We start from the raw sequence: 23,037 nt of genomic DNA on the forward strand, positions 1-23,037 counted from the left end.
CTCCCTCAAAGAGCCCATTTAAAAACCCAATTAAAATCGGCTTATTTTCTTCCCTGCCAAAATAAAATTTAAAACTCCAGTCTCCACTAAAACCAACATACTTACCTAAGTTACTTTTTGTTTTTTTCATCATAATATGGTTTATTTAAATCATTAATTAGATGACCAAATATGAGAAAAACTAAAAATATTAGCCGGTTATTAAACGTTTGTAGTCGACAGTAGTCGTTTGCTGTCGGCTACTGATCATCTTAATTCAACTGCAATGATGCTGGTCCAAATTCCTCAAAATAGATGACCGATTTTTGCACACCGTTTTCTATTAGAAAATTATAATGTTTTTTAATGAAGGGAGCAGGTCCACAAATATAATATTCTGTCTCACTTTCAAGTATGCTATCTTTTAACACTTCAAGATCAACCCAACCTTCGTATTTGTCATTTTGTGCCTCTTTCACTTGTTCATAAAAGATATGCTGATTGATATTAGAAATTACAGCAGTTATTTCATTAATCTTATCTTTAAAAGCATGTACTTCTTCATTTCTACAACCATGTACCCAAGTTATTGGCACATTGATGTTTTTATTTGAAGTTAAATCCTCAAACATAGATAACAAAGGCGTCTGTCCCACGCCACCACTGATAAAAACTTTTGGTGAATCGCTTGCTACATTTAACACAAATGTACCAGCAGGTGCTGAAAGGTCTACGATATCGCCTGGGTTAACATAGTCATGAAGACGGTTACTGATCATACCATCGGGATGTGGGCTACCCGCTTCTCTTTTTACAGATATACGATAATATTCACCATTCGGAGCACTTGAAATACTGTATTGGCGTGGTTGTAATAATTGTAATTCGGGAAGAAATAAACGCAAACTAATATATTGTCCTGGAAGATGATTTTCTACAGAACCGTTATCAGCAGGGTAAAGATAAAATGAAGTGATCTCTGCTGATTCTACTACTTTTTGTTTTACAACGAAAGGTCTCCAACCTGTCCAACCACCTTTTTGCTCCGTATGCTTTTTATACAAACCTTGTTCATGGCCGCTCATTAATAAGGCCAGTTGATGGTAAGCAATTGTCCAAGCATCTACCAATTCTGGGCTAGCCGCTTCGCCGAGAACTTCTTGAATAGATGCTATTAAATGATTACCTACAATCGTATAATGTTCTGGTCGGATATCAAGACTCGTGTGTTTATGACCAATATTGCCTACTACAGGTAGCAATACCGAAGGATCTTCAATATTTTCTGCATAAGCTAACACAGCCATTGCTAAAGCAGTTTGTTGCTTACTATTTTGTTGATTACCCATATTAAACATGTTTTTTAATTCGGGATTGTGCTGAAACATTCGGTTGTAAAAGTGTGTGGTCAATAATACACCATGCTCTCTCAATACAGGTACAGTAGCTTTTACCAATTGTTTTTGCTCGTTTGTCATGTTATAAAAAGTATTAATAAAAGATAAAAATATCTTTTATTTGATTAAAAAAATTATTTATTCAATGTTAATGTTCCATGGAGTAATTCGGTATTAAATGCCCCAATAGAGGTCATATGCAACATGTGCGTCATTTGGTTACGGATTTTTTTAAATTCATGGTGTAGCGGACAAGGGTTGCTTTCTGAGCAGTAACTTAAGCCCATACCACAGCCCGTAAATATATCATCACCTTCTAAAGCAGTAATGATATCGGCTATGGGTCGATTTAGCCCTTTTGTATCCATGTAAAAGCCCCCATTAGGTCCTTTAGCTGATAATATGATACCCTGCCGACTTAATTTTTGCAATATTTTCCCCAAAAAATGCTCTGGTGAATTAATATTCTCGGCAATTTCTTTTATACCTACACGTTGTCCATCCTGAGATTTACTGGCGATATAAAATACGGCTCTCAAAGCATACTCACATGTTTTTGAAAAAAATCCCATATTAGATTATTGTCTTGGATTGATATAAATATGGTACCCATTTGGAAGAACAATAACCAAAATCAGCGCCAAAACTATGAATTACAGATTCCTTTATATGGTGCATCGGACACGAAATAGCAAACAAAATACGTCCACGGCCCGGGTCCGACATTTCTTCAAAACGATAAATTTCATCAAATACAAATTCATCAGATGAAAGCTCCAATACTTTTATATCTTGCAAATTCTGAATGTCCATTTTCATGGAAACAAAGATAAGAACTAAATAATAAAAGACAAAATTATCTTTTATTATAAAAACACGTTTTACAAGTGTTACTGCAACAAAATAGTCAACTAATCCCATAAAGGAATATCATGTTCAAACTTTTTGACATTTAAAAATTAACAGAAAACAGTTAACCTTTTAAAACCCCTGCATTCACCCTATAAAAACACCTATTCAGAAATATTTTCATCAATTCAACCGGCAATTATTATTATATACTAATTTTTCTTTTAATAAGCGAGTGATGGAGTGACGAGTGATGAGTGACGAGTGATGAGTGACGAGTGACGGAGTGACGAGTAACAGAGTGACGGAGTGACGGAGTGACGAGTAACAGAGTGACGGAGTGACGGAGTGACGAGTAACAAAGTGGTCTAACCATCTAACTCTCTAACCCAATAATCATCTAACAACAAAATCAATGAAAAAACATACCGTCTTACATCAGCAGGCTGTAGAGCAGCTGCTCACGTATTGGAGTCAATATGCCAAAATAAAAAGATCCCATTTCAACTGGCTTTTAGACCATAGCACCTATCACCAAGTTTCGACTCGGGGAGTTTTATATCAAGAAGGAAGCCGAGAAAAAAATGTTTACATCGTGTGTGGTGGATTGATTGCCCGCATTTATGAAGATGACGCGTCTGAAACAGATAAAATCTTTTCCGTCGCTCTCCCCGGCATGGCTCTGACGACCACGGAGCATCTATATTCAGACCGTCCCAGTCAGGGACATATCGTTGGTATACGGCCAAGCCATATCCTCGCATTACCATATGAGACGGTACATAAATACAAGAAAAAAGACGCTAAAGTGGCGGTTTTGGTCGATGTACTCCACAGTAAAAAGAAAAAGCAGCTCGTTCAGCTCAGGCGGCTATCCCTTATCCAAAATCCATCAGAGCGTTATCTCCGGTTTTACCGTGATATGCCGATGCTCCGAGCTATCCTTTCGCAACGCGAAATGGCCATGCTTTTATCCATCTCTCGTAGTACGATCCAGCGCGCAAACCGGCGAATTCCGTAAAAAGCATCATATATGCATCCATCAATATGGAAAACCGCGCAAAATATGTAGCAGTTGTGCATCCAGCAGACCTCAATAAAATGCTTGACATTTGATATATAAACAGATGCGGTATTCAACTGCCTTTCAGAAGTTCTAAAAAAAGAAGAATAGGACCCAGAAAGGGATAGCATCTCTCGGAATTGCGACATACCAGATATACAGATTCCCCTGCGGAATAATAGGACAAAAAGAGCACATTGCCGAGACATGATCAAAACAACAGTTGAGCTTGCAGCTGTCTATTAAAAAAATAGTAATATGAGAACATTATTAAAAAGAGCCATCGGCGCAACAAGTGTGTGTGTCGTGGCAGCAGGAATGGTATTAGGAGCAAGTGCCTTTACGAAAAACGATGGTGAGAAGGAAGTAGCGAAGGTTGACAAGACCGTAACAACGCAGCAATGGCATTTGAAGAATAATGAGCCTTTATCAAATGCTAAAAATGCAAGTGCATACGAGCTTGTTTCAAGTATGAACACACTTCCAGATTGCGACGGTATCCCTGAAGTACCGTGCACTATTGAATTTGATACGAGCAATCCATCCACACCAGATTTACAATCGTACCTCAATACGTTTCAAGATCCTTCGGATGTGACTGCGGCCGCTATCGAGACCAGAAGTGAGTAAAACATTATACTGAAAAGTTTCTACCAAACAAACCAGCCTATAGTAAATTAACTATGGGCTGGTTTATTTTGAGACATTCAAACTAATTTTGTTTGATGCCTGTCAGTTTTATTATATTTTCTGGTATCGGTAAAAGCATATGACGAGAATCTGTTTTGAGCTCATAAACCTGACCTTCTACTAATCTGCTCATGGTCGATATTTCTCCCAATGCAGCAAGGCGTTTGAGGTCCATCCATCTTAATCCCCTAAATGGCAACTCTTTTCGGCGTTCCAGTAAAATCATCGTTATTAATGTATGTTGATTCATTGCTTTCAAGTCCGATCTTGCTTGATCGACGTTAAAATCTGACATGCGGTTTTTCCATAAATTGATGATGTGATCAATAGCTAAATCTAGAGTCCCAGCTCGAGCCAAACATTCAGCCATATTTAAGTAGTTCTCATTGGTCGATATACCATTAAAAAAAGTAGCGTTGCCTTCATAGCTTCCTTTAAAAGTATACTGCCCCGCGCTTATATAGGCATAGTATAGCTTCAACCGTAAATCCTTCTGATCATACAGATCGATTAATTCCTTTGCAACATTGGCTTTTTTTGCTGTCAACATGGCTGGATACACACCTCTCGATTCAAAAATAACCTCAACATTGAATTGTTTAAATGAATTTGCGAGATTACTATTCATCGAATTGAAATTCATAAGCGATGCGTTATGATCGAGTGCGATTTCGATATATTGACGTGCCTTATCAAAAGCACCCATGGACAAGTATACCCTACCTAACAATGACGCTACCGCATATCGCGTCGGTCGTACAGGTGATATTGATGTTTCGGGCAGTACATCTAGAGCACGGATTAAATCATTTAAAATATATGTATAACACTCTTCTACAGAAGCGCGAACAGTTTTTTCATCACCATCCAAGTTGGATCTCAATGAGATTCCAAGTTCTGATTTTGAATTATTGGGATGATAAGCCGCTCCCCAGAGGATAACCGCCTGGAAATAATAGTGCGCTCTATGGAATAGGGCCTGTCCTAAGACATCATTATAAAACATTTTTTCATTTTCCTTCGCATCTATTTTGCCTAAGGTTTCCAGTACTAAATTGCACAAGTAGATTTGGTCATAAGTAGTTTTCCAGTCATTAAATGCTCCTTCATAGATAAAGCTACGATCCCAACGATACATCGTCCTAAAATTCTCAGCCAGACTGAGATAATTAGCATCTGTCAGAAAATAATCATCACTCCAGACCTCTCCCGAACCCAAACCCTTTTCGATCAAAACCTTATTATCCATTAAAGCTTGACAATCATCCAATGTAGCTGGTACAACAAGATTTTTATTTGGCTTGACATCCAAAAACTGATCACAGCCTATGGTTAATATTTGCAATACAATTATGATTACCAATTTTATTTTATATTTCATATCCTCATACTTTAAAACGTCATATTTAAAGAAACACTATAATTTTTAGGACTAGCAAGAGCTCCATCCAATAAAGCAGTGTCTATTTTATATTTATTTGCACGCCACAATACACCCAAGTTCTGCGCATTAATACCTACATTGATATTATTAATACCTTTTATCAATCCTGAAGGAAGTTGATACGAAAGATTGATGTATTGCAGTCGAATGATATCCCCTTTGATGACATTTATGGAAGAAGCACGATAAAAGGCATCTCTTGCGGCATTTAACGGATACTGAAAAGAAGGTACTGTAGCCCAAGATTCATCACCCGCCTGCTGCCACCGCTGGCTATATTCTTCATGCCCTTGTCCATTATTGACCAAGCTATTATAAGACAATGCATTTTTTTTATAATAAAAACCCAGATTAAAATGCATAAGTGCCGATAATTCAAACCCTTTATAGGAAATCTGATTTCTAAAATTTCCAAAAAAAGTCGGTAATGCAGGGCCGTGATAATCCAGATCATCAATCTTTGTACCCGTATTCGTGATTTGATTGTAATCTATCGAATTTTGATTTCCAAGTACACCAACTGGATTTCCTTGTTCGTCCAGTCCGCGCCACTGATACGCATACACGCCATATACCGGTTTTCCGACCAGCCCTGATATATTGGGAGACTCGCTACCTACGTAGCTGTAACCATAGGTAGATCCTTGATAATAATCTGTTATCTTATCCCGATAATAAGAAAGATTCAGAAAACTGATCCATTTGACCGTTTTATCCACATTGACTGTCTTTAACTCGATATCCATTCCATTTCCTGTCATAGCCGCAACATTTTTAACCATCGAAGTGCCTACACCAGTCGTATAATCGACTTCAGCAAAACCAAATAAATCATATGCATCCTTTCTAAAATATTCTACAGATAAACTTAGGCGATCGCTAAAAGCAGATAGATCCGCACCAACATTCCACATTTTTATCTTTTCCCATCGTAAATTTGGATTTGCAAAACTTTCGATCCTTGCATAGATATTTTGTGTATAGTTATTGACGGACAAATAGCTTATTATGGGCACTGCACTGCGCGTTTGATCAACATTTCCACTGATTCCATAAGTCGTTCTTAACTTGAGGTAATTCAGCCACATGTTATCGCTATGATCTCTTTTACGCAGCACATAACTTGTTCCTACTGATCCCAAAGGGTTAAATTTATCGTTTGTCTTTACACCAAAGAGATTAGAACCATCTTTTCTAGCGCTCATTGTTACACTCAGGCGGTTATTAAAGGTATAAGCTCCATTAAAGAAAAAAGATAAATAACGATTTTGCACTCCTCTCAGTCCAGCTTCATTGGGAATAAATTCCATTGCTCCCGTGATACTATTTTTTACTGGAGACAGGAAATTCACTTCCTTATATTTAAGTAGTTCTGGTTGATATCCGTAGCGCATATATTTGTTCCCGTAGCGCTCATTGTTGGTCATATCTGCACCGAGCAGCGCATGTACCTGATGTTTGCCAGCTGTCAGATTATAATTGAACTGCATACGTCCATTATGACCTGTAAAATCCTGATCCTCTGTATTCAGAATAGCACCATTAGGAATGTGCTGCTTGACGGTATTCCCATTTATTTCACTATATAGATTTATCAAATTGCGGGTGTAAAAAGAGGAAACCGAATTCAGCACAACATTTTCTTGAGGTTGTTTTGTGTATCGATATTCAATAGACGTTTGCAGTCCTTTCCAGATTCCTATATTTATTTTAGCATCCAGGAGCAATTGCTTTTGTGCTAACGTATTGGTCACATGCGTATAATCTGTGAGCGGTATATAAGTCCAATCTAAAAGTTTACCCGAATAAAGACCGTTAAGAAAAGACTGATCATAACTTTTTGAAATAGCCAGAGGACTTCCATCCCTATCGGTAAACGAAAAATAACTAGGCAAAGCCTTTCCGCCTGCCGTTATACTACCAAATGCAGGTCTTCCATTTGCCGTCGACAAATCAGTATACCGCACACCTGTTTCCAATGCGATGGCGTTAGTGAGCTGCCATTTATTACTGAAGTCAATATTCAGCCTTTTCATCGCAGCACCTGTATTCGAAAAACTGCGATCATATCCGATTGCACCTCTCGAAGCAAGTTTCTGCGTGCCCATAGCCAAAGTTATTTGATATTGCTGCAGCGTTCCTACACTATAAAAATGACTTTTATAGGCATCCCGAACATCCTTATTACGGTAAAATTTATAATATTCTTCCAACGTTTCGCGGTCTATATCAGCGAGCTGTTCTTTTCTAAGCAATTCCACAAATGGTGTCACAGCAGTGGGCATATCCCGAAAGTTGCTCGCATAATGATCTTTTTCAAATAATAATTTTTCAAGATCAAGATTTTCTATCGCAGAGATCTGATGTACTTTCGACAGGTCAGGCCGATCAGTTATATTATACCGCGCGGAGGCTGTTATTTGCACAGGTCTATTAAACTGACTTTTCTTCGTTGTGATCACAATAACGCCATTACCTGCTTTAGCCCCCCATATGCTTGCTGCTGCAGCGTCCTTCAAAATAGTAATCGTTGCCACACTTGCAGGATCTAGCGCCTGGAGATCACCCTCATAAGGAAAGTTGTCTAAGATAATCAAGGGTTGTTTTTCTCCCTGTATGGTACTCAGTCCACGAATAGAGATGGAGGGGCTATTGCTCCTTTGATCATTCGTCATGCTACCCACTACATAAGGCAATCGGTCTACGACATTCATTCCAACTTGTTCATTCAGTGTTTTTTGATCAACCAGCGTAAAGGATCCCGTAGCACGTTCCTTGGGAATCACCTGATATCCCGTACTGACCGTAACTTCTTCCAACTGCTTTAAAGTGCGAAACATGGTGACCTGCAAGGATGATGATGTGAAAGACGAGAAATGCATTGCTAATCGTGCATAGCCCATTTTAGAGAAAACCACAGAATCCTGTCTTTTCAAAGTCAAAACAGCCTCTCCTTCTTCATTGGAGACACCCAATACATCAGAACTCCCTACTTGCATCATATTTACATCCTTTATCGGAAGCCCATGGTCATCCCGAACCATAATCCTGATCGATTTTTGGGCATATAACTGCACTGAAAACAGTAGCATTACACCACTTAAGATATAGCTCGCTTTCATAGATGACCTCCTTTTTCTTTAAACAAATAGCTGTTGACCAACATATCTTTCTTCACCAACTGTAAATCGTAATTTTTAAGTCTTTTGTTGATTTGAGCTATCCCTACAGCGTTTTTTAAAGCATACCGATGAAGTACTGTTGTAGTTGCGCGGTTAATAACATGGAGATCTAGATGTGCGTTATTATTGAGATATACGGTCAGATGTCGGGGTGTTGACTTAACGTCAAATGCAAAGTCTGATTGATCCAGATCTGCATCTGCCGATTTATTCGGCTTTTTATTTCTATCTTGCAGTACATAAAAAGATCTTTTTTTCTTGGAAATGATGAGCTCATACGGAGAGGCCAAATTGAGTGCCTGGATCATATCGAGGTATTGATTTGAAGGAGCTGAATTCAAATTCCAATAATCAAACGAATAAAAATATTTTTTTTTCCATTCGATGTCCCTTCCCGAATGAGGGGTTACCATCAGTTGTTCCATGTCTCGGACTTCAAATTGAAACTCATTTTTAAAATTGTCCGGGTCGATCTGATCAATCAGGTAGCTATACATTTTATAGATACTTGTATTGGTAAATAAATTGCCGACCAATTTACCATCTAGTTCGCGTCGACGATTACTCGATCCCATACCCTCTTTATAACCTTTACTGAGCAGCGAAAAATACTGCAAGTCCCCCCATTGTGGCAATCTATTATCCACTACATATAAGGGACCTGTTTTATCGTAATCGATTTTCATTTCAGTTTTTACATGTCCCATTTCCAGCGCCTTGGTGATATTTTCTGCAGATAGCGCATCAGAAGAAGTAAATGCCATTACCTTTCCATCTGCATCTATCCACACATAGTGTGGTATACGTGCATGAGGGAAAAATAGCTTTAAGTGCTTATCTTCAACGAGCACGGGGAGTTCAAATCCAGTCTGATATGTCAAGGGTTGATTTTCTAAAAATTTTTCGATTTTCTGCCGATCTTCAGTTCCTACCGAGATCGCGGTGATATTGCTATTAGATTTTACAATATCATTTAATATGGGCATACCTTTTATACAGGGGCTGCACCATGTCGCCCAAAAATCGAGAATAATCAATTTTTTATTTCTGAAATCCCCTAATTTGATACTTTTTTCTCCAGATCGAATATTCGTAGCTGACAAGGGCATATTCCATAATGCTTCAGGAATGGTATCACCAATTTTCAGGGGTCTGATCCCATCAACTTGCGCCCCGCTTTCCATGGCACCTCCCGTCATCAGAATCACCATCATCATCTTCCCAATCAACAGAAAACCTTCGCCCCCACGCCGCATCAACTTTTGGAGGTAGCTCCAAAAGCCAGTACTATATATATTTAATAATTTTATCATATTTTTAGACATAATGTGCCTATACCCTTTTCATGCCGAGGGTAGACCTGATCCTAAGGTCTTTTTTAGCCCTCGGTAGAAAGGGGATTTATAAACACTGAAACTTGACTATTTAATTGTTTTGCGCCAGTATAGGATAGGTCTTCCCTACTCGCGCTCCTTTTTTTGTTTTCATGATCACGGTCAGTTGCTGATCCCATAGGATCTCGACCTCCTCATGCTCCAGATGGCTTATCGGACGGCTTCCCTTTACGATATGAAGCATTTCCGTGCGCACTTCGAGTTCAAAGTGGGCATTCAGCTCATTCAATATCCGCTGCCTATATTCTTCCCGTTCGGTATTTGCGGGCACCGTCAGCTCATAGCTGTACAGATCCGTTGTGGCACCTGTGGCATCAGGGATATAGTCATGTCGCGGTCCGCCCAGTACCAGGATATGATCGAGCGGAAAGTCCAACGGCAGATCCAGCGCAAATAGGTAACATTGGCAGATGGTCATATTGACCAGCGATATCCGGAGCATATCTGCACGTTCGTGCCGCACCACAGCAGTCCAGGGGTCCCCCTGACCAGTTGCACGGATCAGCAGGGAATCATAGCGCTCCTTTTTTTCCGCATCGGTATGGCCAGCGATGCCCAGTGGATCCAGGAGGCTGTCCTTCCATTCCACAGGAGCATGTGCCTGCATGTGTTCTTGTAAGTCTGTTATCATAGGCTTCTTTTTGGTTATTAAATCCCGTTTTTGACTTACATCCAAGCCTATTTCTTCCTTTGGGGACAGGGCATACCTTTCCCCTTTGCTATTTTTTAGCATATTTTTAAAGATTACGTTAAGCCTAGTTTAGCGGGATGGACGCTAGCAATCCAACGATCTGCTACAACAGCTCAACAGTTAAAAAATAAGGTGGAAAAATGCAATTAAATGGTCATCATCAACGGTTATCATTATTATTCGCGATTGCATTTTGTGTTATACTAGATTAAAAAACCGATTCATTCTATACAGAATTTCTATACATCGAGCAGCTATAGTGTTGCTTTGCAGTAAATAATTCATTACTTTTAGTGTGTCAAGAATAAAAGAACAAAAATTGATTGCTATAGTATGATAGACTGCATAGATGAATCGGTAAAACCAACAAGGGGTTTAGCGATCAAGGTGGCTCTTCGCCATTCCTATTGATCGCCTTTCATCGGTAGATGGGGTCCTTTTGGTTTTAGTGGTATACAAGTTATTCCGGCTGGCGGAGCTTGTTTTTTATCAGTGCATTGATAGCGCTTTGCCCTGCCCGATCCTGGATCGGCAGAGGTAAAATCGGATTTCTGGACTCTTTTCTTTTCATCATGATTTGGTTAATAAAACATTGGTCAATGAAAATAAGTCTCGTGCGGAAGAAAAAGGGCTTATATAAAAAGGCTAGCCTCTACTATCTTTCATTGAACATCCGGTACGGCAAAGGACCTTAACACAAATCCAGATAGGGAGGCTAGCCCCTTCTATTTGTAAAAGTACAAAAAGTCTGGGGGTTCGCAAACCCTACGTCTCGTGTTATTGAAATTTGCCGTTTCGATGCTCGAGACTCCAATCAGTGAACTGATTGTAAAACAAATATAAGAATTAAAATCTTTTTAACAAAATATATTGTTGAAATAACAAAAAAAATTAAAATGACTGTAAATATAGGATGGATTATCAAAAAGGTCGCAGATGATCAAAATCTTTCACAAAGTCAGTTAGCTACTTTAATAGATGATGTACAACAAAATGTGGGAAATGATTATAAGAGATCAACTCTAAAAATAGATAGAATTTTTCAGTATTCTAAAGCATTAAATCACAATTTCCTACAATATTATTATGAGGAAGAGCCTTATAAAACTTTCCGTGAAAAAGAAAATGAAACATTTCTAAGGGAGATCAATGAATTGAAAAACCAGTTAGAAGAAGCCATAAAAACAATAATATTACAAAAAGCGTATCTAGAAACACAGCAGGAGCTAGTAGAAACTCAAAGAGCGCTGATCGCTCAATTAAATGTTTAAGCTTTTTACTATAACAGATTGATCCGACTTTTGACATTAAATAGGAAGAGGTATTGCTAATATTTTTAATGTAAAAACCGACCTAGTTAATGCATCAAGCATGATGGAAACAACATTAAATGAATTATTTAAAAATAAGTTTAATCGCATTTATGCATATGAAGTCTGCGCATTAGCAATAGCTTTTGACATAGACCCACATATACTATTCGAATACTTTTACGGCGATGGTGAGCGTCCAGTTATTGGCTTGACACCGAAATTAACTTAAAAAAAATGAAGCGGCTAGTAAAATTTACCATAAAATTCTCAAAATATTAATTCTAATATATTTTTTACAGGAAATCAAATAAATGAAAAATAGAGCTCCAATTGTAATCGCTATAATAATTCTACATCTTTTCTTTCTAAGTTGTGCAAACGAAACCAATCAAACTAAAACATCCACTACCAATTCGAAAGTAAGCAATAATTTACATACTGAATCGGATGAAAAAATGGGCCATCTCGTAGGTGTTTGGCTAGATGCTCACAATTCGAAAGCATACAATCAAAGAATAGGTCAGAAAATCGTTCTAAAGGATAATAAGTTTTATTATGGACCATGTGACATAGATAAAGAATCCTTAGAAATAAATACTTTATCGAGCGTACCTTATAGTGAAATTGTTTACAATGGAAAAGAGTACGTTGACATGAATATTTCTGACCAAAAACTTATTATTACTAAATCGGGAGATCTAAAAATTTATGATCAACTAGGTCTTGTAGATACATATGCTAAAATTTTCATAGATCCAACAATTCTTAAATTTTAATTAGCATATATAAGGATTCAAATCTAGAACGCTTCACTATTACGAGGGAGGACATTTTTAAAAATTCAAATAAAAAAGAGTTTAGCAATAAATGGAAATCAACGCTTGGTATGTTACTTTTTGATTATTTCAAACCTCAAAACTGTACTGAACATAATACTGGAATTGATAACGTGAGACTTAATAAACTTCTAACTGATCCTAAAAAGCGACCTTACGCAGAAGAGCTAAATAATATTGCCGAACTAAGGGTGATTAAACCCAGCCAACTCTTCGAATACTTGTACGGCGATGGTGAGCGTCCAGTTATTGGCCAGTTGACGAAACCAGCTGAAGGAAATATTTAAAAATAAGTTTAATCGCATTTATGCATATGAAGTCTGCGCATTAGCAATAGCTTTCGACATAGAGCCACATATACTATTCTAATCGTTCATGATAAGTTGATTTACTTTCAATAGGCATCATGGATTGTCGCAACGACAATTTTACGGCGATGGTGAACGGCCTATACTAGGATTAGCTCAACCACATACGGGAGATGAGTCTAAAGGTTAAGATATATCATTACTTTTTGACTATCTTAGACATTGAACACCAATACATTTAACCAATTATGGCGAAACAAGAAACGCTATCAATACTACCCCAAGAGGTGGTCCTGAATAAAATATATGTATTCCGAGGGCATAAAGTAATGCTGGATAGTGATCTCGCAGAATTATATGGCATTGAAACTAAGGTCTTAAAACAAGCAGTACGAAGAAATATAAGCCGTTTCCCTGATGATTTCATGTTTGAGCTATTAGAAAATGAGTTTGAATTTTTGAGGTCACAAATTGTGACCACAAAAGCTGATAAAAGAGGTGGTAGTCGATATTTGCCAATGATGTTTACTGAACAGGGAGTCGCAATGCTATCTTCCGTATTGAAAAGCGACATTGCTATCAAGATAAACATACAGATAATGCGTGTATTTACACGCATGCGTCAGTTATTAACGGATAACACAGACCTCCGTCTGCAAATCGCTGAAATAAAAAATGCTGTCGAAAAAATTTCTAGAAAACAAGATGGTCAAGATAAAAATATGGAGCTTGTATTCGAATACATTGACCGTCTCCAAGACAAGATAGAGGAACCCATCCCTAAAAAAAGAAAAAAGATAGGATTTGATGTTGGTGATAAACAGGAATAGTTCATAATGGTTAGAATTTATTTTTAATCACAACATGAATTGTCTGGTGGACATTAGAGTCTAACTTACTCACCAAATAACCTTCTAACTTTTAAAACGATGGGCGTCCAGTTATTGGCTTATTACCGAAACCAGCTGCTGGAGACGAAAGTATTAAATACAAATACTAATGGCCTTAAAACTTATGTTTTGAAAGAACGAGTAAATTCTTATCGAAACGAATTTTGATAGCAGAGTCAAAAATTTATTGTAATAAAAAAGAGGTTAACCTTCTGGGAAAACCTCTTTAAATATCTAAGGAAGAGTGTTAAATCGCGGAATTGCCTCCAGAACCAAAATAACATAGTCTTCCTTTTTTATCTTTAATATACTTACCGTATCTTTATCTCAATTATAATTACCTAATACAAAGATACAACTTTTTTTAAAATGCAAGTAATCAACCATAAAAAAAATGGATTGACCATATGTCAACGGTTTTTTATTGAAAAAATCGTTGAAATGCTCTATATGGGAACCATTGATTCATACCGAGTAAGACTTAACAATCCATTAACTGTTATGGAAGAACTTCGATATTGTTTACAAGAATTCAAAAATGGACGAATAAAACATTTTCATACTATCAAAACAAAAGAAAACAAAAAGTATGCCCTAATAGATGAATGTATAGATTCGCTTTCATTAACGCCTAATTATCTGAATTTTCACAGTATATCACAAAAGTACCTAAATACCACACTTAAGAATATTGATGAACACAATTATCTTAAAGTGATCTCATGCCTTAGTGTTTTACGTAAGGAAAATACAAATTATTTATCCCATGTAATTAATGGTCTTAAACAATTAATTACAGCCAATAACCATGCCGTTGAGGAACTAGAGAAAATAGACATCACATTAAATATCCTATTGAGTCAATTAATAAATATTGGATACTCTAAAGGTTATCTTTACAAAATCGCTTACAGTACCTTTGTGAACTATTTAACCGATGAAAAAAGCTTTGATGCGCAATTTGATATTTTTGAACAAAAAATAAATCATCTCCCAAAGGAATATGTTGTAATATTTAGAATGGATACAACAGACAAAGTTTACGATGCAATTACAGGTATTGTTACAGAAAGCTTTCAACTAGAGGATACAATTCAGGGCATCGCTTTGGCTGGTCATCGCCAGCGTGAGTTCGATAATTTCAATGCACAAAATGCTAATAGAAAGTTTCTAAGATGTAATGTATCTGCAACAGACTATCTTGCTGCATTAAAGAAAGCTCGTAGTATCCTGTCTGAATATTTGGATGTCATAAATCTTGGTCTTTCTGATGAATATCTTAACATACATAATCGCGTATTGGTCATTGATAATGAAAATCCTGCTAATGGAGATTTTCAAAATAATATTAATATACTAGACGGGAAATACAAAGTGACAATGGATCATTATCAAGATTTCACAAGTAAAATTCCAGCCATATTGAATAATCAGCATATTCCAATTGAAACAAAAGACAAAATAAAATCTGCTGTAAGATACCTGAGATTGGGAAATCAATCGACAGAAGTAGAACATAAATTCATCAACTATTGGATTGGATTAGAGTACCTTTTTTCAAATTATGAAAGTCAGAACACAATCAATAGAATCAAAGAACATTTTATTAATGCACATGCTAGAGCATATGTCAAACGTAATTGCTTTTCATTGCTGAAAGGTATAAATCAATTAAGTGCTAGAAAAAAGGCTAAAATACCATTATTTACGAATGAGTTAAGCAATTTTTTAAATTCCAATCTATATATTCAGATCTCCTCCGAATTATCAGCTGATTATCCATTGCTAAGTTATAGAACAGCAAAACTAAGTAAGTGGTTTCTCAATAAAGATGGAACTTTATCTGCAACAGACTATCTTACAAAGCATAAGAAAAATCTTGAGATCCACTTTACTAGAATATATCGTCTACGCAATGAAATAATACATGATGCTGCTACGAATACAAATAATGAACATATAGCTTCCAACTTAAGATACTATCTAACATTCATATTAAATGAAATAATTGATTATCTGCATACTAACAGTGTGTCTATTGAAGACTATTTTATATCTAATGAAATCGAATTAGGAAATATTGAATTCCAAGGAAATAAGCTCCCAGATATATTTAACATCAATTGTTCACTTGATTTCATCAACTAGTAAAGCTGATATTAAAATTGCTAACTTTGCGGTACAAAAACATAATATCTATTATCAATGAGTCAGTTTTCAAAAATATATCTTGCATGGCGTAAGGGGTCGGGATCCCGTAGGCATATTGTTGGACTTTTGGAAAAAGACAACGATAATAACGTTACCTTTAAATATTTACCTGAAGCTAAAGCATTAAGAAATAAAGAGGGATTTATACCCTATTTCGAGTTTCAAAACTTGGACAAGATATATGACGTCAATGTACTTTCTATTTTCTCACATAGATTAATAAAAACGGATCGTCCTGATGTTCAAAATTTTTTAGACTTTTGGGAAGTTAATCCTGATAAGGCAGATGACAAATTTTATTTGCTTGGCAAAACTCAGGGTTTAACGGCAACTGACAACTTTGAATTTCTGGCAGAATACCATACTACTACAGACCTTCATTTCTTAACCGATATTTCAGGACTTTCTTATGCTCAGATTCCTCAAAACTTTGTAAAGAACGGAGACTTACTCCAATATGCGTTGGAAAAAGATAATGAACATGATAAAGAAGCTGTAATTGTAACATTCAACGGTACGAAGCTTGGATATATAAAAAGAATACATTGTCGAGTATTTCAAGAAGCTCCAAATTTATTATTGAGTGTGAAGGCTATTGAGCAAAATGGCGTAATCAGAAAAATATTCGTTAAAGTATCTAATTAGCGTAGACACACGACTTCCAATGATTTTTTAATTCCATCGGCTTTGATGGAATTAAAAATTAAATAAAAAGACCAACGACACTGCTACTATTTCTAAAAAGGTGTACCAAAAGGTATTAAAATTCAACTATCTCTTCGAATAGTTCATGATAAGTTGATTTACTTTCAATAGGCATCATGGATTGTCGCAACGACAATTCTACGGTGAGGTGAGCGGCCTATACTAGGATTAGCTCAACCACATACGGGAGATGAGTCTAAAGGTTAAGATATATCATTACTTTTTGACTATCTTAGACATTGAACACCAATACATTTAACCAATTATGGCGAAACAAGAAACGCTATCAATACTATCCGAAGAGGTGGTCCTGAATAAAATATATGTATTCCGAGGGCATAAAGTAATGCTGGATAGTGATCTCGCAGCATTATATGGAATTGAAACTAAGGTCTTAAAGCAAGCAGTACAAAGAAATATAACCCGTTTCCCTGATGATTTTATGTTTGAGTTATTAGAAAATGAATTTGAACTTTTGAGGTCACAAATTGTGACATCAAAAACAGATAATTGAGGTGGTAGTCGATATTTGCCAATGATGTTCACAGAACAGGGAGTCGCAATGCTATCTTCCGTATTGAAAAGCGACATTGCTATCAAGATAAACATACAGATAATGCGTGTATTTACACGCATGCGTCAGTTATTAACGGATAACACAGGCCTCCGTCTCTAAATCGCTGAAATAAAAAATGCTGTCGAAAAAATTTCTAGAAAACAAGATGGTCAAGATAAAAATATTGAGCTTGTATTCGAATACATTGACCGTCTCCAAGACAAGATAGAGGAACCCATCCCAAAAGAAAGAAAAAAGATAGGATTTAATGTTGGTGATAAACAGGAGTAGTTCATAATGGTTAGAATTTATTTTTAATCACAACATGAATTGTCTGGTGGACATTAGAGTCTAACTTACTCACCTCAATACCTTTTAATATCTAAAAACGATGATCGTCCAGTTATTGGCTTATCACGGAAACCAATTGATGGAAATGACAGTGAAGGATAAGGCTATTGGTAGTTAAAGAAATTATTAACAATATATAAACAAGGGTAATATTACCTGTATTTGATAAACGAGAGTAAATTTTTGCTATTTTTACTCGTATAAAAAAACTATTTAATAGCATTAGAAAAAGCAGATATCCTTCAATCTGTCAAAGTTGGTAAAGAAAAACTCTATCTAAATAAAAAATTGATAACAATTCTTGAAGATAAAAAAGTACAATAAGTCCTTGCGCGATTGATTGTGAAATTGATTCCCTAAGGAATTTATGTTTGAGTTATTAACGCTTAGAAACAGTGAGCGTCCAGATATTGGCTTGTTACCGAAAAAAAGAAGGGAAAATCAAATACCATGAAATCTTAAAGGGAAAACTCATGAAACAAGAAAAGCATGCTCCTAATAGGTGAGCGTGCTTTTTTATGATCGCAAAATTAAATTAAACTTACTTTTTCTTTGCTTTTTTCTGTTTCTCTGCATTTGGTATAAACTCTTCCAAGTTTTCTTCTTTTACACCTTTAGCACTTGTTCACAATTGCTTTTTATACGCGTCAATCTTTTGTTCGATCTGCTGTGCATCTTGTGCTTGCTGAGCTTCATCACCTAATTTCAGGGCACCCGCAGAGGATTCACGGACGATGGAACTGGCATACTTCTTTTGGACAAACAGATCATCCATGGTCATATCGTACAAACCTTTATCCGGATTGGTAATATCCAGTTTGACCAAACTATAGCGCAACTGCGGGAAATACAACCAAAATGCGTTAAAGAGGGTCCTACCTAATTGGTGATCATATGAAGATATCGGAAATAATTAAATTATAACAAAAATCATATAAAATCATTATTTTTGAAATGAACGTTACTTAAAAGTAAATGGACAATAAACTTAAAGATATCTTTTTTCAATTATTGCGGATTGGATTATGGGGGAAAGAATCTCTTATAATTGAAACACCATTAAATGAAAGTGATTGGTTACAAATTCAATGCTATGCTAAAAACCATACCGTTGAAGGGCTAATTTATGATAGCTTCAAATATCTTAAAGATGATCAACTTCCTCCACAAGCACTACTTATAAAATGGACAGTTCGAGTCGATCAGATTGAACGTCATAATAAGAAAATGAATGAAGTAATTGCAGCTCAATATACCACGTTCACCAAATTGGGTCTTCAGCCTATCTTACAAAAAGGACAAGGTGTTGCTTGCTGTTACGATATTCCCGAACATCGTATGTCCGGTGATATTGATTGGTATTTTGAAAATAAGAGCTATGAAAAAGCAAGAAAAATTATAAAAGAAAAGAAACTTAATGTTAGAGACACTGCTGGATTTAGTTTAGATTATGACTGGAATGGTATCCATATTGAGCATCACAAAAAGCTCTTTGATATTGGAAATCCTTTTAAATACAATTATCTGCAAAAACTACAATTAAAGTACCGTGATAGGCAGCAAGAATTATTAATTAATGAAGTACTAGTCAAAGTACTTGCCATCGAGCTTCAGACATTTCAGGTAAATGCACATATCTTAAAACATTTAATATTCTTTGGCATCGGATTGCGACAGATCTGCGATTCAGCACGATTATATCACAGTGTGGATTCTCAGATTAACAAGGAAGAATTAAAAAAAATTTATAAAGACACAGGAATATTACAGTGGACACATTTACTCCACATCATTTTAGTCAAATATTTGGGGCTAGAAAAAGAAAAAGTCCCATTTCCCTATCCTGAAAAATGGGATGCAGACTGGATGATGGATGAGATCTGGTATTCTGGAAACTTTGGTTATCACGACAAGCGATATGAGGATGGGAAAGTCACTGCCGTCTCCTTACAGCCAGACGGAGCGTATCGGCTTTGGGCTTGCTTCAAGATGTATTTTAGATATGCGCCTTTGGAAGCGTTTTTCTATCCTGTAATGCAAGCATATTCTAGATTCTTTGGTAAGGATAAAGATTAATAGAGCGCTAAAATGCATTTATTAATATTAAATAACCATAAGTAAAAAAGCATGCTCAAAAATTGAGCATGCTTTTTTATAATAGCAAAATTAGACTGATTTTATTTCTTCTTTACTTTTTTCTGTTTCTGTGCATTTGGGATAAACTTTTCCAAGTTTTCTTCTTTTACACCTTTAAGGCTCGTCCACAATTGCTTTTTGTATGCGTCGATCTTTTGTTAGATCTGTTGCGCATCTTGTGATTGCTGTGCTTCATCACCCAATTTAAGGGCGCCCGCAGAGGATTCACGGATGATGGTACTGGCGTATCCGGCCTACGAACTACATATTTGATTGTTGGATGATTTGTTTGTAGTTCTGTGGGAATAGGTCTTTTAAGTTTTTGTGGTTTATTGACGCTATATTCTGTAGCGTATGCTTTAGCCAATTGAAAGGATTGCCTCATGTTATTTACAGATAGCGAAGAATGAATAGATCATTGCTGCACGCTGTGCTGCCTCATGGCTTCCTGCAAAGAGGTAGTTCTTGCGTCCTAGGGCAACGGGCCTGATTGCATTTTCAATCTGCTTATTATCGATCAATAACGAGCCATCGTATAGATAAGCTGATAAAGCATCCCATCTTGCATAAGCATAAGCCATGGTCTTTCCAATCTGACTTTTTGGTAATGTTGCTTTTATCTGCTCAAAGATCAATTTACCCATTTCGTTGATAACAGGTAAAGACTCCTGTAGCCGCAGCTCCTTGATCTGTTCTGCTGTAAGATTATCCTGCTTTGCTTGACGCTCTACAGCGTACAGTTTCTGGATCATCAATAATGCCTTTTCAGCTCTTGGCTTATCGTTATCCAATGCTTTTTCAAACTCACGGCGTGCATGTGCCCAACAGGCTAGATGCGTTACTTCCTTTTTTTTAGCATATTTATCATACACAGCATACCCATCCGTCTGAAGATAGCCTTTAAAGTTTCCAAGCATAGGCACGGCCGCAATACCACCACGGGTGGGACTATAATCAAACAGCACGATACCCTCCAGTGGAGCGTGATATACCCAATAATATCCTTGATGGGAAGCGCCTTTTTTATCGCTGTCCAGTACTTTTATTGGGGTTTATCTCGCATTTGTTTTCCTCTTTATGGTCTCGATGATTGCTACGCAATTCATCGACCTGTAAGTAGCCCTGTACTTTGGTATCGAAGATGAGCTGTTCATATAATGGCTCTAGTTTTTCTAGCGCTTGTTTGGTCCATCCTTCGATCGTTGATGATGGGATCTGTATGTTTTCCCTTGCAAAGATCTGTTTCTGTCGGTATAGTGGAAGATGATCCATGTATTTAGCGGTCAGGATCATCGCAAGCAAGCTGGTCCCCGGGATACCTTTATCGATTACACGCTCAGGAAGTTCGGCAATAGCTACGGTAGATTTATCTTTAGCAGCATATTTATAACGGATGTAACGTTTGATGTAGAACTTGGCAGGATCGCATTCCAATTCTTCGGTAATTTCCCTACCGATGCAGATCATTTGGGATAAGTCACCTTCAGGATGGATTTCAATCTCTTCCACAGGAAGGTGTGCAGGCAATTTCGCACGTCCTTTATGGTTGGGGCGCTTGCGGATGTATTCGATTTTTTGCTTAACTTCTTCCAGTTGCTGCTCTACTTCCGCAGACTCTGCTTTAAAAGGAAGCATGGTCTGGGCGGGATCGCCCTCAAAGCGTTCACGCTTCTGTCCGAACTGCATACGCTTGTACATAGCGAGCTGCGATTCCAGGTAATCTATTTTTTTCATCTTTTATAGAGGAACTTTTGGAAAGGCCTGTAATTTCTTTCTGCTGACTGGAAATAACCTTGAGAAGGTCTTCTTTTGATAGGTTTTCCAGTGCTGTTTTCATACCGTAAATATAAGTAAAAAGTGGCTTTTAACCTATACAAAACCACTTTTAAGGGAAATAAAACCGTCTTTTTTGAATACTTTTCACAACCTGGATACACTCAACCATCAGTACCAGATCACTCCAGGACAACTCTCCGTTTTTTACATGTGGCGGTAAAAAGGTCCCGCTTTCCAGACGTTTGTAATACAACACAAAGCCTCCTTTTTCCCAGTGGAGAAGTTTTATATGCGTACGGCTAAGGTTTAAAAAAACGAATACCTCACCACTGGTAGCTTGTCGTTGCATCACTGATTTGATCAGTCCGCATAGTCCATCGAATGATTTGCGCATATCACAGTGACTATCGTAAAGGTAAAACCGGTGTGATGAACCGAGCGCAAACATTAGTAAAGCTGTATCAGTTGAGAAAGAAGGGCTAGATCGTGCTCTACCTTAATACGTACTCCGTTGGGATAAATAACTTCAAATTCATGTTTACTGCTGATCTTATCGATAGTTATAAAACTACCGCTGGCTGTTTCTTCCCCTTTGCTGCGCGAAAACCAATAATAAAAAGTGGCTTCGTTAATCCCGTTTTCAGCGCAATAAGTCTTCTTGCTTTTTCCGCTAGCTCGCCAGTCTGATATCATAGACAGCATGGCAGCTCTTTTTTCTTGCATATTCATAATGCAAAGCTAGACCATACTCTTAAGCTTTTAAATATGTACTTGGTAGGGCGATTACGAATGATTTGCGCATATCACAGTGGCTATCGTAAAGGTAAAACCGGTGGGATGAACCGAGCGCAAACATTAGTAAAGCTGTATCAGTTGAGAAAGAAGGGCTAGATCGTGCTCTACCCTAATACGTACTCCGTTGGGATAAATAACTTCAACTTCATGTTTACTGCTGATCGTATCGATAGTTATAAAACTACCGCTGGCTGTTTCTTCCCCTTTGCTGCGCGAAAACCAATAATAAAAAGTGGCTTCGTTAATCCCGTTTTCAGCGCAATATGTCTTTTTGCTTTTTCCGCTAGCTCGCCAGTCTGATATCATAGACAGCATGGCAGCTCTTTTTTCTTGCATATTCATAATGCAAAGCTAGGCCATACGCTTAAGCTTTTAAATATGTACTTGGTAGGGCGATTACGTATAATATGCTAATAAGATATGTGAATAGCGCACGACGGCAGCAATTATTCGTAAATTGTTAATTTAATC

The 23,037-nt window shown here is 37.0% G+C and carries 24 protein-coding genes and 1 pseudogene; 12 read left to right on the forward strand and 13 right to left on the reverse strand.

Annotated features, from left to right (window positions below):
* The 4 genes from B3P23_RS21485 to B3P23_RS12270 all read right to left on the reverse strand — a co-directional run.
* Positions 1–133, reverse strand: a 133-nt coding sequence (locus B3P23_RS21485; RefSeq protein WP_414713151.1) for a PD-(D/E)XK nuclease family transposase, incomplete at its 3' end; no start/stop codon positions are given.
* Positions 134–251: 118 nt separating this feature from the next.
* Entirely contained in the window at positions 252–1,457 is a 1,206-nt protein-coding gene (gene hmpA / locus B3P23_RS12260; protein WP_293926344.1) for an NO-inducible flavohemoprotein, read from the reverse strand.
* 53 nt (positions 1,458–1,510) lie between these two features.
* The gene (locus tag B3P23_RS12265) at positions 1,511–1,948 is read right to left on the reverse strand and encodes an RrF2 family transcriptional regulator (protein WP_045754525.1); all 438 of its coding nucleotides are present in this window, start codon (positions 1,946–1,948) and stop codon (positions 1,511–1,513) included.
* A gap of 1 nt (position 1,949) precedes the next feature.
* Complete coding sequence (locus B3P23_RS12270; protein ID WP_293926347.1) at positions 1,950–2,189, reverse strand: hypothetical protein; 240 nt, start codon at positions 2,187–2,189, stop codon at positions 1,950–1,952.
* Positions 2,190–2,640: 451 nt separating this feature from the next.
* Between B3P23_RS12270 and B3P23_RS12275 the strand changes: the two genes are divergently transcribed.
* Entirely contained in the window at positions 2,641–3,246 is a 606-nt protein-coding gene (locus B3P23_RS12275) for a Crp/Fnr family transcriptional regulator (protein ID WP_045754526.1), read from the forward strand.
* A 300-nt stretch (positions 3,247–3,546) separates the two neighbouring features.
* A complete protein-coding gene (locus tag B3P23_RS12280) occupies positions 3,547–3,918 on the forward strand; it encodes a hypothetical protein (RefSeq protein ID WP_293926350.1) in 372 nt (123 codons plus the stop codon).
* Between the two features lie 82 nt (positions 3,919–4,000).
* On the opposite strand, the gene B3P23_RS12285 is transcribed toward B3P23_RS12280, so the two are convergent.
* The 4 genes from B3P23_RS12285 to B3P23_RS12300 all read right to left on the reverse strand — a co-directional run bounded on the left by B3P23_RS12285 (position 4,001) and on the right by B3P23_RS12300 (position 10,731).
* Positions 4,001–5,359: a RagB/SusD family nutrient uptake outer membrane protein gene (locus tag B3P23_RS12285; RefSeq protein ID WP_293926353.1), complete on the reverse strand. Its 1,359-nt coding sequence runs from the start codon at positions 5,357–5,359 to the stop codon at positions 4,001–4,003.
* 11 nt (positions 5,360–5,370) lie between these two features.
* Entirely contained in the window at positions 5,371–8,544 is a 3,174-nt protein-coding gene (locus B3P23_RS12290) for a SusC/RagA family TonB-linked outer membrane protein (RefSeq protein WP_293926356.1), read from the reverse strand.
* Positions 8,541–9,917 (reverse strand): TlpA family protein disulfide reductase, encoded by a 1,377-nt coding sequence (locus B3P23_RS12295; protein ID WP_293926358.1) that lies wholly within the window; start codon positions 9,915–9,917, stop codon positions 8,541–8,543. The genes B3P23_RS12290 and B3P23_RS12295 overlap by 4 nt, the downstream gene beginning before the upstream one ends.
* A gap of 112 nt (positions 9,918–10,029) precedes the next feature.
* Positions 10,030–10,731 carry a hypothetical protein gene (locus B3P23_RS12300; RefSeq protein WP_293926360.1) on the reverse strand — a complete coding sequence of 234 codons (702 nt, stop codon included), beginning with the start codon at positions 10,729–10,731 and terminating at the stop codon, positions 10,030–10,032.
* 854 nt (positions 10,732–11,585) lie between these two features.
* On the opposite strand from B3P23_RS12300, the gene B3P23_RS12305 reads away from it, so the two are divergent.
* The 9 genes from B3P23_RS12305 to B3P23_RS21490 all read left to right on the forward strand — a co-directional run bounded on the left by B3P23_RS12305 (position 11,586) and on the right by B3P23_RS21490 (position 18,183).
* Positions 11,586–11,960 (forward strand): hypothetical protein, encoded by a 375-nt coding sequence (locus B3P23_RS12305; RefSeq protein WP_293926362.1) that lies wholly within the window; start codon positions 11,586–11,588, stop codon positions 11,958–11,960.
* A gap of 100 nt (positions 11,961–12,060) precedes the next feature.
* Positions 12,061–12,231 (forward strand): hypothetical protein, encoded by a 171-nt coding sequence (locus tag B3P23_RS12310; protein WP_293926365.1) that lies wholly within the window; start codon positions 12,061–12,063, stop codon positions 12,229–12,231.
* An 82-nt stretch (positions 12,232–12,313) separates the two neighbouring features.
* A complete protein-coding gene (locus B3P23_RS12315) occupies positions 12,314–12,778 on the forward strand; it encodes a hypothetical protein (RefSeq protein ID WP_293926368.1) in 465 nt (154 codons plus the stop codon).
* 110 nt (positions 12,779–12,888) lie between these two features.
* Positions 12,889–13,125, forward strand: a complete 237-nt coding sequence (locus B3P23_RS12320; protein ID WP_293926371.1) for a hypothetical protein — start codon at positions 12,889–12,891, stop codon at positions 13,123–13,125.
* Positions 13,126–13,394: 269 nt separating this feature from the next.
* The gene (locus tag B3P23_RS12325) at positions 13,395–13,976 is read left to right on the forward strand and encodes an ORF6N domain-containing protein (RefSeq protein ID WP_293926374.1); all 582 of its coding nucleotides are present in this window, start codon (positions 13,395–13,397) and stop codon (positions 13,974–13,976) included.
* 429 nt (positions 13,977–14,405) lie between these two features.
* The gene (locus B3P23_RS12330) at positions 14,406–16,184 is read left to right on the forward strand and encodes a hypothetical protein (RefSeq protein ID WP_293926377.1); all 1,779 of its coding nucleotides are present in this window, start codon (positions 14,406–14,408) and stop codon (positions 16,182–16,184) included.
* 57 nt (positions 16,185–16,241) lie between these two features.
* Complete coding sequence (locus B3P23_RS12335; RefSeq protein ID WP_293926380.1) at positions 16,242–16,892, forward strand: HIRAN domain-containing protein; 651 nt, start codon at positions 16,242–16,244, stop codon at positions 16,890–16,892.
* A gap of 325 nt (positions 16,893–17,217) precedes the next feature.
* Positions 17,218–17,466: an ORF6N domain-containing protein gene (locus B3P23_RS12340; RefSeq protein ID WP_293926383.1), complete on the forward strand. Its 249-nt coding sequence runs from the start codon at positions 17,218–17,220 to the stop codon at positions 17,464–17,466.
* Between the two features lie 609 nt (positions 17,467–18,075).
* Complete coding sequence (locus B3P23_RS21490; protein WP_414713152.1) at positions 18,076–18,183, forward strand: hypothetical protein; 108 nt, start codon at positions 18,076–18,078, stop codon at positions 18,181–18,183.
* 301 nt (positions 18,184–18,484) lie between these two features.
* Here B3P23_RS21490 and B3P23_RS12345 read toward each other — a convergent pair whose 3' ends face one another.
* A complete protein-coding gene (locus B3P23_RS12345) occupies positions 18,485–18,712 on the reverse strand; it encodes a hypothetical protein (RefSeq protein WP_414713148.1) in 228 nt (75 codons plus the stop codon).
* Positions 18,713–18,834: 122 nt separating this feature from the next.
* Here B3P23_RS12345 and B3P23_RS12350 point away from each other — a divergent pair, with 122 nt between their 5' ends.
* Entirely contained in the window at positions 18,835–19,935 is a 1,101-nt protein-coding gene (locus B3P23_RS12350) for a nucleotidyltransferase family protein (protein ID WP_293926386.1), read from the forward strand.
* A 321-nt stretch (positions 19,936–20,256) separates the two neighbouring features.
* Here the strand turns inward: B3P23_RS12350 and tnpC are convergent.
* The 4 genes and pseudogenes from tnpC to tnpA (B3P23_RS12370) all read right to left on the reverse strand — a co-directional run bounded on the left by tnpC (position 20,257) and on the right by tnpA (B3P23_RS12370) (position 22,908).
* Positions 20,257–21,832, reverse strand: a pseudogene (gene tnpC / locus B3P23_RS12355) (IS66 family transposase).
* 48 nt (positions 21,833–21,880) lie between these two features.
* On the reverse strand, positions 21,881–22,219 hold the full coding sequence (tnpB, locus tag B3P23_RS12360) for an IS66 family insertion sequence element accessory protein TnpB (protein ID WP_293926389.1): 339 nt from the start codon (positions 22,217–22,219) through the stop codon (positions 21,881–21,883).
* Entirely contained in the window at positions 22,219–22,500 is a 282-nt protein-coding gene (tnpA, locus tag B3P23_RS12365; RefSeq protein ID WP_414713149.1) for an IS66 family insertion sequence element accessory protein TnpA, read from the reverse strand. The genes tnpB and tnpA (B3P23_RS12365) overlap by 1 nt, the downstream gene beginning before the upstream one ends.
* Before the next feature lie 126 nt (positions 22,501–22,626).
* Positions 22,627–22,908: an IS66 family insertion sequence element accessory protein TnpA gene (gene tnpA / locus B3P23_RS12370; protein WP_414713150.1), complete on the reverse strand. Its 282-nt coding sequence runs from the start codon at positions 22,906–22,908 to the stop codon at positions 22,627–22,629.
* Positions 22,909–23,037: the final 129 nt, after the last annotated feature.

Origin of the sequence: Sphingobacterium sp. UBA6320, assembly GCF_002440335.1 — a bacterium.
Taxonomy (GTDB): Bacteria; Bacteroidota; Bacteroidia; order Sphingobacteriales; family Sphingobacteriaceae; genus Sphingobacterium.